The sequence below is a fragment of the Streptococcus sp. HMSC034E03 genome (genome assembly GCF_001811505.1).
In the GTDB taxonomy this organism is placed as follows: domain Bacteria; phylum Bacillota; class Bacilli; order Lactobacillales; family Streptococcaceae; genus Streptococcus.
The window spans coordinates 1-14,194 of the sequence record NZ_KV804994.1; the positions used below are offsets into that span (position 1 = coordinate 1).

The window sequence follows — 14,194 nt, forward strand, 5'->3', positions numbered from 1 at the left end:
ACCACAGAAGGCGCTTCCTGGTCTCCTGCAGTGCCGATAGGTTCAGTGTATTCAGGAATTACTACAGAAGGTGCTTCTTGGTCACCTGCAGTGCCGATAGGATCTGTGTACTCAGGAATGGTTACAACTGGAGCAGGCTCATCCCCTTTACTTGTAAGGATTTTTTCTTCAACTGGAGCAGTTTCGTCCTTAGGAAAGACAGTTACAACAGGACTAGTAGTTGTTGTATCTTTGATGGCATAAGCTTCTATCGAATTGCCAGCTTTACGATCTGTAGCCTCAGGAATATCTAGTTGGACCTTGTTGTCTTTAATGGTTAATACTGTTTGTTCGCCCGATGTGACAAGATGGCCCTCATCGACTTTTCTAAGTAGGAGAGGATCTTTGATACCAGGGAAGGTCACAGCGATAGCATCCCAATTACCAGCTGGTAAGGTTAGAGTAACAGTCTTGTCTTCTTTCTTAACGGCTTCAAGGCTTGGACTATCGAGTGACACGGACGGAGCTTTTAAGATATCAAAGGAATCAAGAGAAACTTTCTTTCGTCCTTGTGGAGAATTTGGATCGACTTTCAAAGTAAGAACGTGATCGCCATCTGCTAGATTGGTAAATTCGCCAATTAATGCACCTTTTTCAGTCGCTCCTGGAGTGTAGAAGTCAAGAGCTGGCATTTCTTTTCCATCGAGAGTCACAAGTGCCTTACCAAGGGCAGATGTTTTCAGTCCATAGATTCGGATACCTGTTCCAGAGAATGGAATGGTTGCAGTGGCTTCAGAAGCGAGGCTATCATCAGCATTGATGTCAGCGTATTTTTCTGTAGAAGCATAGAGTTCTGCATCGCTCCAATCCTTAAACATGGAACCATACTGGATACGAGGGTCACGGTCGTCAATCTTCTCAACAGCTTCTCCTTGTCCTGGGAAAACTTTGAAGTAATCGAGAGAAATTTTTGCACGCTCATTGGCACGTCCTTTGTGCTCGCGCTTAACAGTGATGGTCATCAAATGAGGACCTGAGGATAGATTTGTGTAACGTCCTATCAATACCCCTTTTTCAGTTGCTCCTGCTGTATAGAAGTCAAGTTCTCCAACAGATTTGCCATCAATTTTAACATCGGCAAGTCCTAATTGAGATGACTTGAGACCGTAGATTTCAATACTAGGTCCATTGAATGAAATGGTTGCAGTTGCATCTTTATCAGAATAATTTCCATTTGAGATATCAGCGTATTTCTCTGTTCCACCAAATAGTTCTGTGTCAGACCAATTTCCAAAGGCAGAGCCGTACTGGATGCGTTTGTCACGGTCATCTACCAACTCACTAAAGGCATCAATAGAAGCAGCATCTGAAACTGGTGTTGAACGTTCGCCCATCATAGCCTTAACAGTATAGGTATAGGCATGGCTAGAATCAATTGAGCGATCGATAAAGTGAGTTTGGTTGGTGATAAACTCACGTAGGGTAGAAGCTTGGCTATTTTCATCTTTGCTTTCTCGTTGGATGACATAATGACTTGCTCCCTTGACTGGGTTAAAATCAAGTTCAGCCGTCATGGCATCTTTTCGAACAGCTGTCAAACGAGTCACACGTCCAGGGAAGTTTTCAAAGGTAATGACGTCGCCTTTTTGAGTAGCAAGCTGAATACGGTTATCTTTGATACGGGTAGCTTGGACTTCCTTACCATTAATCTTAATCAAAGTTGCTTCAATATTTGGATAGTCTACAACCAAATCTCCACCAACATTTGAAATGAAGGAGAGGGATTCAAGATTCTTTTCTTGCCATTTCATGCTGACTTCAAAGTTGCCACGGGCTACAAGACCAGAAACTTGCCCGTCTTTCCAAGCATCTGGAAGGGCTGGTAATGGTGCGATATAACCTGTGTGAGACTGAAGGAGCATTTCTGCCATACCGCTGGTTGCGCCAAAGTTACCATCAATTTGGAAAGGCGCGTGCGTATCCCAGAGGTTTTCTAGGGTTGAAGATTTGAGCTGTTCAGCCAATAAACGGTGGGCACGATTTCCATCTAGAAGACGAGCCCAGAGGTTGATTTTATTGGCCTTAGACCATCCAGTACCACCATCTCCACGGTGATTCAAGCTAGCACGCGCAGCCTCAAGGTACTCAGGTTGATCCTTGCTAAATAGGGTACCAGGGAAGAGTCCGACCAGATGAGAAACGTGACGGTGGTGATTTTCAATACCTTCGTTTGTGAATTGAGGGCTGTCTTCCTCAAACCACTCTTTGATACGACCATCTTGGTTGATATGAAGTGGTTTTAACTTATCAAATTTAGCCTTAACTTCTGTTACAAGGTCTTGATCCACTTTCAGATGGTTAGCTACTTCCATGTAGTCGTGGAAAAGTTGCCAAACTAGAGACTGGTCGAAGGTATTCCCAATAGTGATAGTTCCATGCTCTGGTGAGTAGGATGGAGAAGAAACCCAGCGGTCACTAGCCTTGTCGTAGTGCAAGAAGGAATTCCAGAACTTGGCTGTTTCCTTGAGCATTGGATAAATCTTTTCTTTGAGATAAGTTTCATCCTTTGTGAATTTGTAGTAGTCATAGACGTTCTGCATCATCCAAGCATTGGCAGCAGGAGACCAACCCCAATAGTAATTCCAACCAGGAGTTGTCCAGCCAAATGGTGTCGCCTGAGTATGAACCAACCAACCGTTTTCTTGACCTTCTTTGGATTCGATACCTGCGTATTCTTTAGCAGCGATACGGCCATAGTAGCGCATATCGTCAATGTAATTGATCATTGGCTTGGCTGTTTCAGCAAGATTGCTCATGTAGGCAGGCCAGTAGTTCATCTGTAGGTTGACATTGAGGTGATAGTCAGAGTTCCATGGTGGATTATCTACAGCATTCCAGACTCCTTGCAAGTTTGCAGGAAGGGCGTCTGTCCGATCACGAGAAGAGCTGATCAGGAGGTAACGTCCGTATTGGAAGAAGAGTTCTTCTAGCTTTTGGCCTTTTGTTGGATTATAGGTTTGAAGAGCTTCTTTTGTAGTTTGATTAGACTTGCTACCGCCGAGGTTTAATTGAACACGGTTGAAAAGACTTTGATAGTCCTTAATGTGGTCATTTTTTAGAGTTTCATAGTCTTTGGCTTTAGCAGCTTCAACGATAGATTTGACAGTTTTTTCTACGTCAATATCCTTGCGATAATTAGTTTTTGGATTTTGAGCAAAATTAGTCTTGGCACTGAGTAAAAGGGTCGCATAGCTTGCTCCTGTAACAGTCAAATAACCATCTTGAGCAGTGACTTGTCCGTCAGTCTTGATACCAAGATAAGAGGCAAATTGAAGGCCGTTATCTTTAACAGTACCCTTGAGCAAAATACCATTAGAATCTACACTGACAGTCCCCTTTTTGTAATTAGAATTATCCCAAGAATACTGTCCATTAGCAATTAGGTCTTCTGTTAAGCTATTCCAAAGTGTAAAATCAAGGGTCTTATCCCCTTTTTTACTCAAGTGGGTGACAGTAACATCGTCTGGGAAGCTAGAGAAGGTCTCGCGTTTGAAGCTTGTCCCATCTTGGGTATAGGAGGTAGTTGTGATAGCTTCAGAAATATCCAAGCCACGGTAGTAGTCGGTAACATTCTCCAAGCCTTTCTTTTGGTTATTGAAGACCATAAAGACATCACCGAAGGCTAGGTAGCGACCATATTGGGCATTATTAGGCCCAACGAGATTTCTTTCAGCTAGGCGTTTGGCTTTTTGACGGTCACCGTCCTCTAAGGCCTTACGGATTTCTGCTAAGACCTTGTAGCGATCTTTGTAGTTTCCGCCGTTGTAGTCTTGACTATCTGGCTGTGGGCCTCCAGACCAAAGTGTTTTTTCATTGTACTGGATTCTTTCTTCACCAATCAAGCCAAAGACTTTGGCACCCATTTCTCCATTTCCGACTGGCAGGGCTTGTTTTTCCCATCCGTCATAGGAAGGAGCAGTTGGTTGGTTGTAATGTAGTTCGTAATGTTCTTGCTTGTTCACAGGAAGTTCTGCTTTCTCGCTCTCCTTATTTTCAGCAGGGGCGGTAGCTGTGCTAGTATCTGACTGACTACTTGTTTGAGGTAATTCTGGTTCTGCGATGGTTTGCTTCTCAGATGATTCAGCTATAGGCTGAGTCTCTGTGTTAGAAGCAACAACTTCTTCAATTTTCGTATCCGGTTTAGCAGAGGTTTCAGTAATTGTTGCCTCACTTTCCGGAATCTCGATACCATCAGCAGCCACACCCTGTGCTGCTAAAAAAACAGCTCCTAGTAAAACAGAGGCAGCTCCGATGCTCAATTTTCGGATGCTATACTTGCAGGATTTTTCCCAATATCTTTTATCCACAAAATTCTCCTTTCCCTCGTATGGAAGCGCATACATTTTCTTTTAAAAAAATAAGTCTTCAGAAATATATGTGATTTTTTCGGATAATCTTAATATAACAAATAAATGGAATTATTGCAAGGGCTTTCAAGGAAAATGGGCTTATTTTACTAAGTTTTACTAAGTATGAAGTATCTGCTAATTACTTAGGAAATCACAGTGGATGTAAGCGTAAATCAAACTAGTCAGGCGGGGGACTTTATGGTATAATATAGAAGACTCAAAAAGAAACAGGAGAAATATTATGGATCTTATTTTGGCAATTGTCTTGATTGTTTTAGCTTTTCTAGGGGGAGCTCTTGGAGGAATGTACTTGGTACGTAAGCAAATCGAAAAAGAATTTGCGGATAACCCACGTTTGAACGCAGAAGCAGTTCGTACTCTGTTGAGTGCAAACGGTCAAAAGCCTAGTGAAGCTAAGGTACAACAAGTGTATCACCAAATCATCCGCCAACAAAAAGCAGCCCTTGCTAACAATAAAAAGAAATAAATAGGAAAAGTCTGGGATGAAAGTTCCAGACTTCTCACTATATTTGACTTATATTTAAGGATAAGACTTTTTCCTTGCATTCTATTGATATTTGATTATGATTAAGAGGGAGACAGTTGGAAATTTGCCAGTCTGTCAGCACTTTCACTAAGAGATGTAATCATAATGAACTATCAATCAGAAAAATAAGACTAGAAAGAAGACTCTATGGATAATCGACCAATTGGTTTTTTGGATTCGGGTGTTGGAGGCTTGACGGTTGTGCGTGAGCTCATGCGCCAGCTTCCCCATGAAGAAATCGTCTATATTGGAGATTCGGCGCGGGCACCCTATGGTCCTCGTCCTGCTGAGCAAATTCGTGAATATACTTGGCAGTTGGTCAACTTTCTATTGACCAAGGATGTCAAGATGATTGTCATTGCTTGTAATACTGCGACTGCGGTCGTCTGGGAAGAAATCAAGGCTCAACTAGATATTCCCGTCCTAGGTGTGATTTTGCCAGGAGCTTCGGCAGCTATCAAGTCCAGTCAAGGTGGAAAAATCGGAGTGATTGGAACGCCCATGACGGTCCAATCTGACATTTATCGTCAGAAAATTAACGATCTGGATCCAGATTTACAGGTGGAGAGTTTGGCCTGTCCCAAGTTTGCCCCCTTGGTTGAGTCGGGTGCACTGTCAACCAGTGTAACCAAGAAAGTGGTCTATGAAACCCTGCGTCCCTTGGTTGGAAAGGTGGATAGCCTGATTTTGGGTTGTACCCATTATCCACTTCTTCGTCCCATCATCCAAAATGTGATGGGACCAGATGTAAAACTTATCGATAGTGGAGCCGAGTGCGTGCGGGACATCTCAGTCTTGCTCAATTATTTTGAAATCAATCGTAGCCGTGATGCAGGCCCGCTACAACACCGTTTTTACACAACAGCCAGCAGCCAAAGTTTTGCACAAATTGGTGAAGAATGGCTGGAAAAAGAGATTCATGTGGAGCATGTAACATTATGACAAATAAAATTTATGAATACAAGGACGACCAGGACTGGTATGTCGGGTCCTATGGTATTTTTGGTGGCGTCCGGACGTTGACAGATGATGACTTGGATTTTCCTTTGTTTGATTTAGCCAAAATCTTTCGAGATGAGGAGCGAGGATTTCCGCTTTCAGTTACCGTTTTACGATATGGTTCAGCCTATCGACTACTCTCCTTTGTGGTAGATATTCTCAACCAAGAAGTGAACCGAAACTTAGAAGTCATTCAACGTCAAGGTGCCTTGCTCTTAGTTGAAAATGGTCAACTTCTGCATGTGGAATTACCTAAAGAAGGAGTCAATGTGGAAGCCTTCTTTGAGACAAACAAGGTCAGAGAAACTTTGCTGATTGCGACTCGTAACGAGGGCAAGACCAAGGAATTTCGTGCTATCTTTGATAAGCTAGGTTATGATGTAGAAAATCTCAATGACTATCCTGACCTGCCTGAAGTAGCTGAAACAGGTATGACCTTTGAAGAAAATGCCCGCCTTAAGGCAGAAACCATCTCCAAATTGACAGGCAAGATGGTTTTAGCTGATGACTCTGGTCTTAAAGTCGATGTCCTCGGTGGATTACCAGGTGTCTGGTCAGCTCGATTTGCAGGAGTAGGGGCTACTGACCAAGAAAATAATGCTAAACTCTTGCACGAATTAGCCATGGTCTTTGAACTCAAGGACCGTTCGGCACAATTCCATACAACCCTGGTCGTAGCTAGCCCAGGTAAGGAAAGCTTGGTTGTCGAAGCTGACTGGCCAGGTTACATTAACTTTGAACCTAAGGGTGAAAATGGTTTTGGTTATGATCCACTTTTCCTAGTAGGAGAAACTGGCAAATCCTCAGCTGAATTAACCCTCGAAGAAAAAAATAGTCAATCCCACCGTGCCTTAGCCGTTAAGAAACTTTTGGAGGTATTTCCATCATGGCAAAGCAAACCATCATTGTAATGAGTGACTCCCACGGAGATAGCTTGATTGTAGAAGAAATCCGTGACCGTTATCTTGGGAAAGTTGATGCCATTTTTCACGATGGTGACTCGGAACTTCGCCCAGATTCACCACTCTGGGAAGGAATCCAGGTAGTCAGAGGAAACATGGACTTTTATTCAGACTATCCAGAACGTTTGGTGACCCAACTGGGTCCTACCAAGATTATCCAGACTCATGGACATTTGTTTGATATTAACTTCAATTTCCAAAAGCTTGATTTTTGGGCTCAAGAGGAAGATGCAGATATCTGTCTTTATGGGCACTTGCATGTTCCAAATGCTTGGATGGAAGGGAAGACCCTCTTCCTAAATCCTGGTTCTATCAGTCAACCACGTGGAACTATCAGAGAATGTCTCTATGCCCGTGTGGAGATTGATGATAGCTACTTTAAAGTGGACTTTTTGACACGGAACCATGAGGTCTATCCAGGCTTATCCAAGGAGTTTGCTCGATGATTGCCAAAGAGTTTGAACAGTTTTTACTGGAGCAAGAGGAAACCTTTTTAACTCCTGCTGAAAATTTGGCTGTGCTCATTGATACCCACAATGCAGATCATGCAACTCTCCTCCTTAGCCAGATGACCTATACCAGAGTGCCAGTAGTGACTGATGAGAAAGAATTTGTCGGAACCATTGGACTTAGAGATATTCTGGCTTACCAGATGGAGCAGGGCTTGAGTCAGGAAGCTATGGCAGATACGGATATCGTACATATGACCAAGAAGGACGTAGCAGTTGTCAGTCCAGACTATACACTGACGGATGTTTTACATAAGTTAGTGGATGAGTCTTTCCTACCAGTCGTTGACAAGGATGGTATCTTCCAAGGCATTATCACACGGAAGTCTATCCTTAAGGCTGTCAATGCTCTCTTGCATGATTTTAGTAAGGAATATGAGATTCGAAGCAAATGAGAGAAGGAATTTCAGCATTTTTAGAAGAAAAACAAGGTTTGTCTGTAAATTCTAAGCAATCCTATAAGTATGACTTGGAGCAGTTTTTAGATCTTGTGGGAGAACGAATCTCTGAGACAAGTTTAAAAATCTACCAAGCTCAACTATCTCAGTTTAAAATCAGTGCCCAAAAGCGTAAGGTTTCTGCTTGCAATCAATTTCTTTACTTTTTATATCAGAAAGGCATGATTAGCACCTTTTACCGTTTGGAATTGCCGAAACAGGCTGAGAAAAAGCAAGCTCAGTCAGAACTTTTAGACCTCAGTTCTTTTTGGCAAAAAAGTGCCTATCCAGAGGGGCGTTTAATAGCCTTATTGATAGTGGAATTGGGTCTCTTACCAAGTGAAATTCTAGCCTTAAAAACAAGTGATGTGAACCTAGATTTTCAAGTGTTGAGAGTCAATAAAGCTTCTCAACAAAGAATCTTGAGCCTTCCCACAAACCTGCTTGCAGAGTTAGACCCCTTGATGGGACAGACCTATCTCTTTGAAAAAGCTGGGAAGCCCTATTCTCGTCAATGGGCCTTTCGTCAGTTAGAAGCCTTTCTAAAGGAAAAAGGTTTTTCAGACTTATCTGCCCAAGGATTGAGAGAACAGTTTATATTAAGACAAATCGAAGAAAAGGTTGACTTGTACGAAATCGCTAAAAAATTAGGATTAAAGACAGTCATGACCTTGGAAAAATATAGATAATGGATATTAAATTAAAAGATTTTGAAGGGCCTTTGGATCTTCTTTTGCACTTGGTTTCAAAGTACCAGATGGATATCTATGATGTACCGATTACAGAGGTTATCGAGCAATATTTAGCCTATATCTCGACATTACAAGCTATGCGTTTGGAAGTCGCAGGTGAGTACATGGTCATGGCTAGCCAACTCATGCTGATTAAGAGTCGCAAGCTCTTGCCGAAGGTTGCAGAAGTGACGGATTTAGAGGATGACCTTGAGCAGGACCTCCTTTCTCAAATCGAAGAATACCGTAAGTTTAAACTTTTGGGAGAGCAGTTGGAAGTGAAGCACCAAGAACGAGCTCAATATTACTCAAAAGCACCGACAGAGTTAATTTACGAAGATGCAGAACTCGTGCATGATAAGACCACGATTGACCTTTTCTTAGCCTTTTCAACTTTGTTAGCTAAGAAAAAAGAAGAATTTTCCAAAAGTCATACAACCATTTTACGCGATGAATACAAGATTGAAGATATGATGGTCATCGTCCGAGAAGCTTTGGTTGAAGGTCAGCAATTATGCTTGCAAGATTTGTTTAAAGAAACCAAGGATTTACAAGAGGTCATCACACTCTTTTTAGCAACCTTGGAGTTGATTAAAACCCAAGAAATTCTCTTAATTCAAAAAGAGAGCTTTGGAGATATCTATCTCCTGAAAAAGAATGAGGAAAATCAAGTAGAGCAGAGTCGAGCTTGATAGAGAGGAAATATGAGTACTTTAGCAGAAATAGAAGCGCTCTTGTTTGTAGCGGGTGAAGAGGGGATAAGGATTCGCCAGTTGGCTGAGCTCCTCTCTTTGCCACCGACTGGTATCCAGCAAAGCTTAGAAAAATTAGCCAAAAAGTATGAAAAAGACCAGGATTCTAGTTTAGACTTGATTGAGACAGGTGGTGCCTACAGATTAGTCACCAAGCCTCAATTTGCAGCCGTTTTGAAAGAATACTCTAAGGCACCTATCAATCAGAGCCTGTCTCGGGCTGCCCTTGAAACCTTGTCCATCATTGCTTACAAGCAGCCTATCACACGGATAGAGATTGATGCTATTCGGGGGGTTAATTCAAGTGGAGCGCTAGCTAAGTTGCAAGCCTTTGACTTGATAAAAGAAGACGGGAAAAAGGAAGTTCTTGGACGCCCTAATCTCTATGTAACGACGGATTATTTCTTAGATTACATGGGCATTAACCATTTGGAAGAATTGCCCGTGATTGATGAGCTTGATATTCAAGCACAAGAAAGCCAATTATTTGGTGAAAGGATAGAAGAAGATGAGAATCAATAAATATATTGCCCACGCAGGTGTGGCCAGTAGGAGAAAAGCAGAAGAGTTGATCAAGCAAGGCTTGGTAACTGTCAATGGCCAAGTAGTGCGTGAACTAGCGACGACTATCAAGTCTGGTGATAAGGTAGAAGTTGAAGGTCAACCCATCTATAACGAAGAAAAGGTCTACTATCTGCTCAATAAACCACGCGGTGTGATTTCCAGTGTGACAGATGACAAGGGTCGTAAGACTGTTGTAGATCTCTTACCCAATGTGAAAGAGCGTATCTACCCTGTAGGACGTTTGGACTGGGATACCTCAGGTGTCTTGATTTTGACAAATGATGGTGACTTTACGGATGAGATGATTCACCCTCGTAATGAGATTGATAAGGTCTATGTTGCGCGTGTGAAAGGGATTGCCAACAAAGAAAATCTTCGTCCCTTGACTCGTGGAGTAGAGATTGATGGCAAGAAGACCAAGCCGGCTGTTTATGAGATTCTTAAAGTAGATCCAGTTAAAAACCGTTCAGTTGTTCAGTTGACCATTCATGAAGGACGCAATCACCAGGTCAAAAAAATGTTTGAAGCTGTTGGTCTCCAAGTAGATAAACTTTCTCGAACTCGTTTTGGTCATCTAGACTTGACAGGACTTCGTCCAGGAGAATCACGCCGTCTCAATAAAAAAGAAATCAGCCAACTACACACCATGGCTGTAACAAATAATAAATAATGAAAAAAATCTTAATTGCGCCAGTGCGCTTTTACCAACGCTTTATCTCGCCAGCCTTTCCACCGTCTTGCAGATTTGAGCCCAGCTGTTCAAACTATATGATTCAGGCTATTGAAAAACATGGATTCAAGGGAGTTTTGATGGGCTTGGCTAGGATATTACGTTGCCATCCTTGGTCTGAAACGGGTAAAGATCCAGTACCAGACTACTTTTCATTAAAGCGAAATACAAGAGAAGAAGGATCACATTTGTGATTCTTTTATTGTTATAAGAGTAAGTTACTTGGTAAAATGTTGATTTCCACTACCTTTCTCCTATAAAAAGTGGTAAAATGGTTGAAAGAAAGAAGGGATAGAAATGACAACATTATTTTCTAAAATCAAAGAAGTAACAGAACTTTCCGCTATCTCAGGTCATGAAGCACCTGTTCGCGCTTATCTTCGTGAAAAATTAACACCTCACGTGGATGAAGTTGTGACTGATGGCTTGGGTGGTATTTTTGGGGTGAAGCACTCAGAAGTTGAAAATGCACCTCGTGTTTTGGTAGCCTCTCACATGGATGAAGTTGGTTTTATGGTTAGTGAAATCAAGCCAGACGGAACCTTCCGAGTAGTCAGCATTGGTGGTTGGAACCCTATGGTTGTCAGCAGCCAACGCTTTAAACTCTTTACACGTGAAGGACGTGAGATTCCAGTAATTTCAGGTTCAGTTCCTCCACATTTGACTCGTGGCACAGGTGGACCAACCATGCCAGCTATTTCGGATATCGTTTTTGACGGTGGTTTTGCGGATAAGGCTGAGGCTGAAAGTTTTGGTATCCGTCCTGGAGACACAATCGTTCCAGATAGTAGCGCAATCCTAACTGCTAATGAAAAAAATATCATCTCAAAAGCATGGGATAACCGTTACGGTGTGCTCATGGTTAGCGAGTTGGCTGAAAACTTGTCAGGTCAAAAACTAGGAAATGAACTTTATCTTGGAGCTAACGTCCAAGAAGAAGTTGGACTTCGTGGTGCCCATGCATCTACAACAAAATTTGATCCAGAAGTATTCCTTGCGGTGGATTGCTCACCAGCAGGTGATGTTTATGGTGGTCAAGGTAAGATTGGTGATGGAACCTTGATTCGTTTCTACGATCCAGGTCACTTGCTTCTCCCAGGCATGAAAGATTTCCTTTTGACAACTGCTGAAGAAGCTGGTATCAAGTATCAATACTACTGTGGAAAAGGTGGAACTGACGCAGGTGCAGCTCATCTGAAAAATGGTGGTGTCCCATCAACCACAATCGGTGTCTGCGCTCGTTATATCCACTCTCATCAAACACTTTATGCTATGGACGATTTCCTTGAAGCCCAAGCTTTTCTACAAGCCTTGGTTAAAAAATTGGATCGTTCTACAGTAGATTTGATCAAAAATTATTAAACTAAAAAGATGGAGGTGATAGGTATGGAAGAATCAAACCTAGAAACCTTGATACGGGACCTTTACAATCATGCCCGTCAAAACTTGAGTGAAGATTTAGTGGTTGCACTCCTAGAAACTGCTAAGCAGTTGCCCAGCACCAATGAGCGCTTGCTTGCAGTTCGACTTTCAGGGCTAGTCACACTTGAACTTCTCAAGAATCCTAGAACACCTGCGCCAGAGTTAGTCAATCTGGCCAGTTTTATCCAAAAGGAAGAAGCAAGGTACAAGGGTGCAGCTGCCTCTTCCATTATGATTGGAGAGCTATTTAAAATGCTTTGATTCGAAAGAATCAAAGCATTTTTTTATATTAAATTTGTTCAGCCAAAACCTTTTCAGCAAGGTTCATAGCGTGGTCTGACACACGAGTATAGTGTGAAATGATATCGATAAAGTTGACACCTGCTTGGGTAGAACATTCACCATTGTTTAGGCGCTTGATGTGAGTCTTACGAAGGACACGTTCCATCTTGTTGATGGCTTCATGGCGTTCAATAAGAGCTTGAGCTTTTTCAAGGTCATTATTTTCAACACTTTCAAGAGCATCTTTAACGAAATCGCTTGTTTGACGGTAAATCTCTTCCAACTCTTCTAGGGCTGAGTTAGAGAATTGAACATTCTTGCGTTGCAAGTAGTCGTTAAGATTAATCAAAGCTTCAGCGTGGTCACCGATACGTTCCAAGTCTCGAGAAGAGTCAAGGATGTTGGTTAAGACTTCACTCTCTTTTTGGCTCAATGCTTCACTAGATAGACTAATGAGGTAACGTGTTAATTTCTCGTCGATTGTGTTGATAGCTTCTTCGGTCTTGTGTCCTTTTTCTGCGACTTTTTCATTAGAATTGATAATGTAGTCGTAAGAAAGATCGAATGCTTTAACAGCATAGTTTCCTAGGTGCAAGAGTTCTTTCTTGGCATTTCCTAGGGCGATAGAAGGAGCTTGCTTGATGAGTTGTTCATCCAGGTAAAGAGGTTCGTATTTAACAACTTCGTCTTCACCAGGGATTAGCTTAGTAACAAAGTAAGCCAAAGCACCGATGAATGGGAATTGTACAATGGTGTTACTTACGTTAAAGGCACCGTGTGAGAAGGCAATCGTCATCTCAGGTGAGAGGTGAAGTAGTGCCTGGAAGTACTCGATCATCGAAGTGAATGGGCCTAACAAGATTAAGCAGAGGATGGTTCCTAAAACGTTAAAGGTAACGTGTGTTGCTGCAACTCGTTTAGCAGAGATGTTTGCTCCGGCTGCTGCGATGATAACTGTTAAGGTTGTACCAATATTATCTCCGAATAGGACTGGTAGTGCCCCTTTGAGGTCGAGGAATCCACCTGCATAAAGACCTTGTAGGATCCCGATGGTTGCAGAAGATGCCTGAATCAGAACTGTAATGACTGCACCAGCCACAACTCCCAAGATAGGATTTTGACCCAAGGTAACCATGTATTCCTTAAACTGAGGCAAGTCTTTAAGAGGGCTCATCCCAGCACTAATGAGGTTGAGGGCATAGAAGATACCACCCACACCAAAAAGGATACGTCCAATATTATTTGCAGTACGGTTTTTTGTAAAGAATAAGCACATGGTTCCAAGGAAAATCAAGGGTAGGGCATACTCGCCAAGTTTGAAACCGATGATGAAGGACGTTACGGTCGTTCCAATATTGGCTCCCATGATAATCCCGATGGCCTGTCTAAGGGTGAGGAGACTAGCACTGACTAGTCCAACCGTAATAACCGTTACACCTGTACTTGACTGGATTAGGGCAGTGACGACAATTCCCACTAAGACCCCTAAGAAGGGATTACTTGTGTACTTGTCAATGTAATATCGAAGGCGGTCTCCAGCAGCTTGTTGCAAACCGTCTCCCATGGTCTTGATACTATATAAAAATAGTCCCAGACCACCTAAAAAGTGAAAAATAATTTCCTGCCAATTAATGGACATTTTCTTTTTCCTCCGAAAAATAATCGCGGAATCTCTCCCATTCTATTTTAAAGGATAAAAGTAAATCTAACAAGTAGTAAATGCTCTTTTTTTGAGAAAATGTTGATTTTATTCAAAAAATGGTCAATGATTGTCTAATTTATATTAATTCTTCACTTCTATATAGTTCTTTTGGGACTCATGTTGACTCTTCATTTAAATAGCGTAAAATGGTAATGAACTGTTCTATTAT

The 14,194-nt window shown here is 42.1% G+C and carries 14 protein-coding genes; 12 read left to right on the plus strand and 2 right to left on the minus strand.

The genetic code is table 11. The features are described 5' to 3' along the window. A partial coding sequence (locus tag HMPREF2805_RS07215) for an SIALI-17 repeat-containing surface protein (RefSeq protein WP_083301303.1) occupies positions 1-4,346 on the minus strand: 4,346 nt, incomplete at its 3' end. 283 nt (positions 4,347-4,629) lie between these two features. Between HMPREF2805_RS07215 and HMPREF2805_RS07220 the strand changes: the two genes are divergently transcribed. The 12 genes from HMPREF2805_RS07220 to HMPREF2805_RS07270 all read left to right on the plus strand — a co-directional run bounded on the left by HMPREF2805_RS07220 (position 4,630) and on the right by HMPREF2805_RS07270 (position 12,302). Beyond that, positions 4,630-4,875: a YneF family protein gene (locus HMPREF2805_RS07220; RefSeq protein ID WP_004251708.1), complete on the plus strand. Its 246-nt coding sequence runs from the start codon at positions 4,630-4,632 to the stop codon at positions 4,873-4,875. Between the two features lie 207 nt (positions 4,876-5,082). Continuing rightward, complete coding sequence (racE, locus tag HMPREF2805_RS07225) at positions 5,083-5,877, plus strand: glutamate racemase (protein ID WP_075231966.1); 795 nt, start codon at positions 5,083-5,085, stop codon at positions 5,875-5,877. Beyond that, complete coding sequence (locus HMPREF2805_RS07230; protein ID WP_075231967.1) at positions 5,874-6,845, plus strand: nucleoside-triphosphate diphosphatase; 972 nt, start codon at positions 5,874-5,876, stop codon at positions 6,843-6,845. The genes racE and HMPREF2805_RS07230 overlap by 4 nt, the downstream gene beginning before the upstream one ends. Next, positions 6,821-7,342, plus strand: a complete 522-nt coding sequence (locus HMPREF2805_RS07235; RefSeq protein WP_004251713.1) for a metallophosphoesterase — start codon at positions 6,821-6,823, stop codon at positions 7,340-7,342. Before HMPREF2805_RS07230 ends, HMPREF2805_RS07235 begins: the two co-directional genes overlap by 25 nt. Further along, on the plus strand, positions 7,339-7,800 hold the full coding sequence (cbpB, locus tag HMPREF2805_RS07240; RefSeq protein ID WP_075231968.1) for a cyclic-di-AMP-binding protein CbpB: 462 nt from the start codon (positions 7,339-7,341) through the stop codon (positions 7,798-7,800). The genes HMPREF2805_RS07235 and cbpB overlap by 4 nt, the downstream gene beginning before the upstream one ends. Next, positions 7,797-8,531 carry a site-specific tyrosine recombinase XerD gene (xerD, locus tag HMPREF2805_RS07245; RefSeq protein WP_075231969.1) on the plus strand — a complete coding sequence of 245 codons (735 nt, stop codon included), beginning with the start codon at positions 7,797-7,799 and terminating at the stop codon, positions 8,529-8,531. The genes cbpB and xerD overlap by 4 nt, the downstream gene beginning before the upstream one ends. After that, positions 8,531-9,265 carry a segregation/condensation protein A gene (locus tag HMPREF2805_RS07250; protein WP_075231970.1) on the plus strand — a complete coding sequence of 245 codons (735 nt, stop codon included), beginning with the start codon at positions 8,531-8,533 and terminating at the stop codon, positions 9,263-9,265. The genes xerD and HMPREF2805_RS07250 overlap by 1 nt, the downstream gene beginning before the upstream one ends. Positions 9,266-9,277: 12 nt before the next feature. Beyond that, entirely contained in the window at positions 9,278-9,847 is a 570-nt protein-coding gene (scpB, locus tag HMPREF2805_RS07255; RefSeq protein WP_075231971.1) for an SMC-Scp complex subunit ScpB, read from the plus strand. Next, positions 9,834-10,559, plus strand: a complete 726-nt coding sequence (locus HMPREF2805_RS07260) for a pseudouridine synthase (protein ID WP_016466836.1) — start codon at positions 9,834-9,836, stop codon at positions 10,557-10,559. Before scpB ends, HMPREF2805_RS07260 begins: the two co-directional genes overlap by 14 nt. Further along, positions 10,559-10,813, plus strand: a complete 255-nt coding sequence (gene yidD, locus HMPREF2805_RS10765) for a membrane protein insertion efficiency factor YidD (protein ID WP_000721871.1) — start codon at positions 10,559-10,561, stop codon at positions 10,811-10,813. The genes HMPREF2805_RS07260 and yidD overlap by 1 nt, the downstream gene beginning before the upstream one ends. Before the next feature lie 103 nt (positions 10,814-10,916). Then, positions 10,917-11,981 carry a glutamyl aminopeptidase gene (gene pepA, locus HMPREF2805_RS07265; RefSeq protein WP_000209210.1) on the plus strand — a complete coding sequence of 355 codons (1,065 nt, stop codon included), beginning with the start codon at positions 10,917-10,919 and terminating at the stop codon, positions 11,979-11,981. A 24-nt stretch (positions 11,982-12,005) separates the two neighbouring features. After that, on the plus strand, positions 12,006-12,302 hold the full coding sequence (locus HMPREF2805_RS07270; protein ID WP_075231972.1) for a bacteriocin immunity family protein: 297 nt from the start codon (positions 12,006-12,008) through the stop codon (positions 12,300-12,302). Between the two features lie 28 nt (positions 12,303-12,330). Here HMPREF2805_RS07270 and HMPREF2805_RS07275 read toward each other — a convergent pair whose 3' ends face one another. After that, a complete protein-coding gene (locus tag HMPREF2805_RS07275) occupies positions 12,331-13,962 on the minus strand; it encodes a Na/Pi cotransporter family protein (RefSeq protein ID WP_075231973.1) in 1,632 nt (543 codons plus the stop codon). Between the last annotated feature and the right edge of the window lie 232 nt (positions 13,963-14,194).

Excerpts from the sequence above, each read along its gene's own strand:
- HMPREF2805_RS07220 (WP_004251708.1), top strand. The coding sequence starts at position 4,630 with ATGGATCTTATTTTGGCAATTGTCTTGATTGTTTTAGCTTTTCTAGGG.
- racE (WP_075231966.1), top strand. The coding sequence starts at position 5,083 with ATGGATAATCGACCAATTGGTTTTTTGGATTCGGGTGTTGGAGGCTTG.
- HMPREF2805_RS07230 (WP_075231967.1), top strand. The coding sequence starts at position 5,874 with ATGACAAATAAAATTTATGAATACAAGGACGACCAGGACTGGTATGTC.
- HMPREF2805_RS07235 (WP_004251713.1), top strand. The coding sequence starts at position 6,821 with ATGGCAAAGCAAACCATCATTGTAATGAGTGACTCCCACGGAGATAGC.
- cbpB (WP_075231968.1), top strand. The coding sequence starts at position 7,339 with ATGATTGCCAAAGAGTTTGAACAGTTTTTACTGGAGCAAGAGGAAACC.
- xerD (WP_075231969.1), top strand. The coding sequence starts at position 7,797 with ATGAGAGAAGGAATTTCAGCATTTTTAGAAGAAAAACAAGGTTTGTCT.
- HMPREF2805_RS07250 (WP_075231970.1), top strand. The coding sequence starts at position 8,531 with ATGGATATTAAATTAAAAGATTTTGAAGGGCCTTTGGATCTTCTTTTG.
- scpB (WP_075231971.1), top strand. The coding sequence starts at position 9,278 with ATGAGTACTTTAGCAGAAATAGAAGCGCTCTTGTTTGTAGCGGGTGAA.
- HMPREF2805_RS07260 (WP_016466836.1), top strand. The coding sequence starts at position 9,834 with ATGAGAATCAATAAATATATTGCCCACGCAGGTGTGGCCAGTAGGAGA.
- yidD (WP_000721871.1), top strand. The coding sequence starts at position 10,559 with ATGAAAAAAATCTTAATTGCGCCAGTGCGCTTTTACCAACGCTTTATC.
- pepA (WP_000209210.1), top strand. The coding sequence starts at position 10,917 with ATGACAACATTATTTTCTAAAATCAAAGAAGTAACAGAACTTTCCGCT.
- HMPREF2805_RS07270 (WP_075231972.1), top strand. The coding sequence starts at position 12,006 with ATGGAAGAATCAAACCTAGAAACCTTGATACGGGACCTTTACAATCAT.
- HMPREF2805_RS07275 (WP_075231973.1), bottom strand. The coding sequence starts at position 13,962 with ATGTCCATTAATTGGCAGGAAATTATTTTTCACTTTTTAGGTGGTCTG.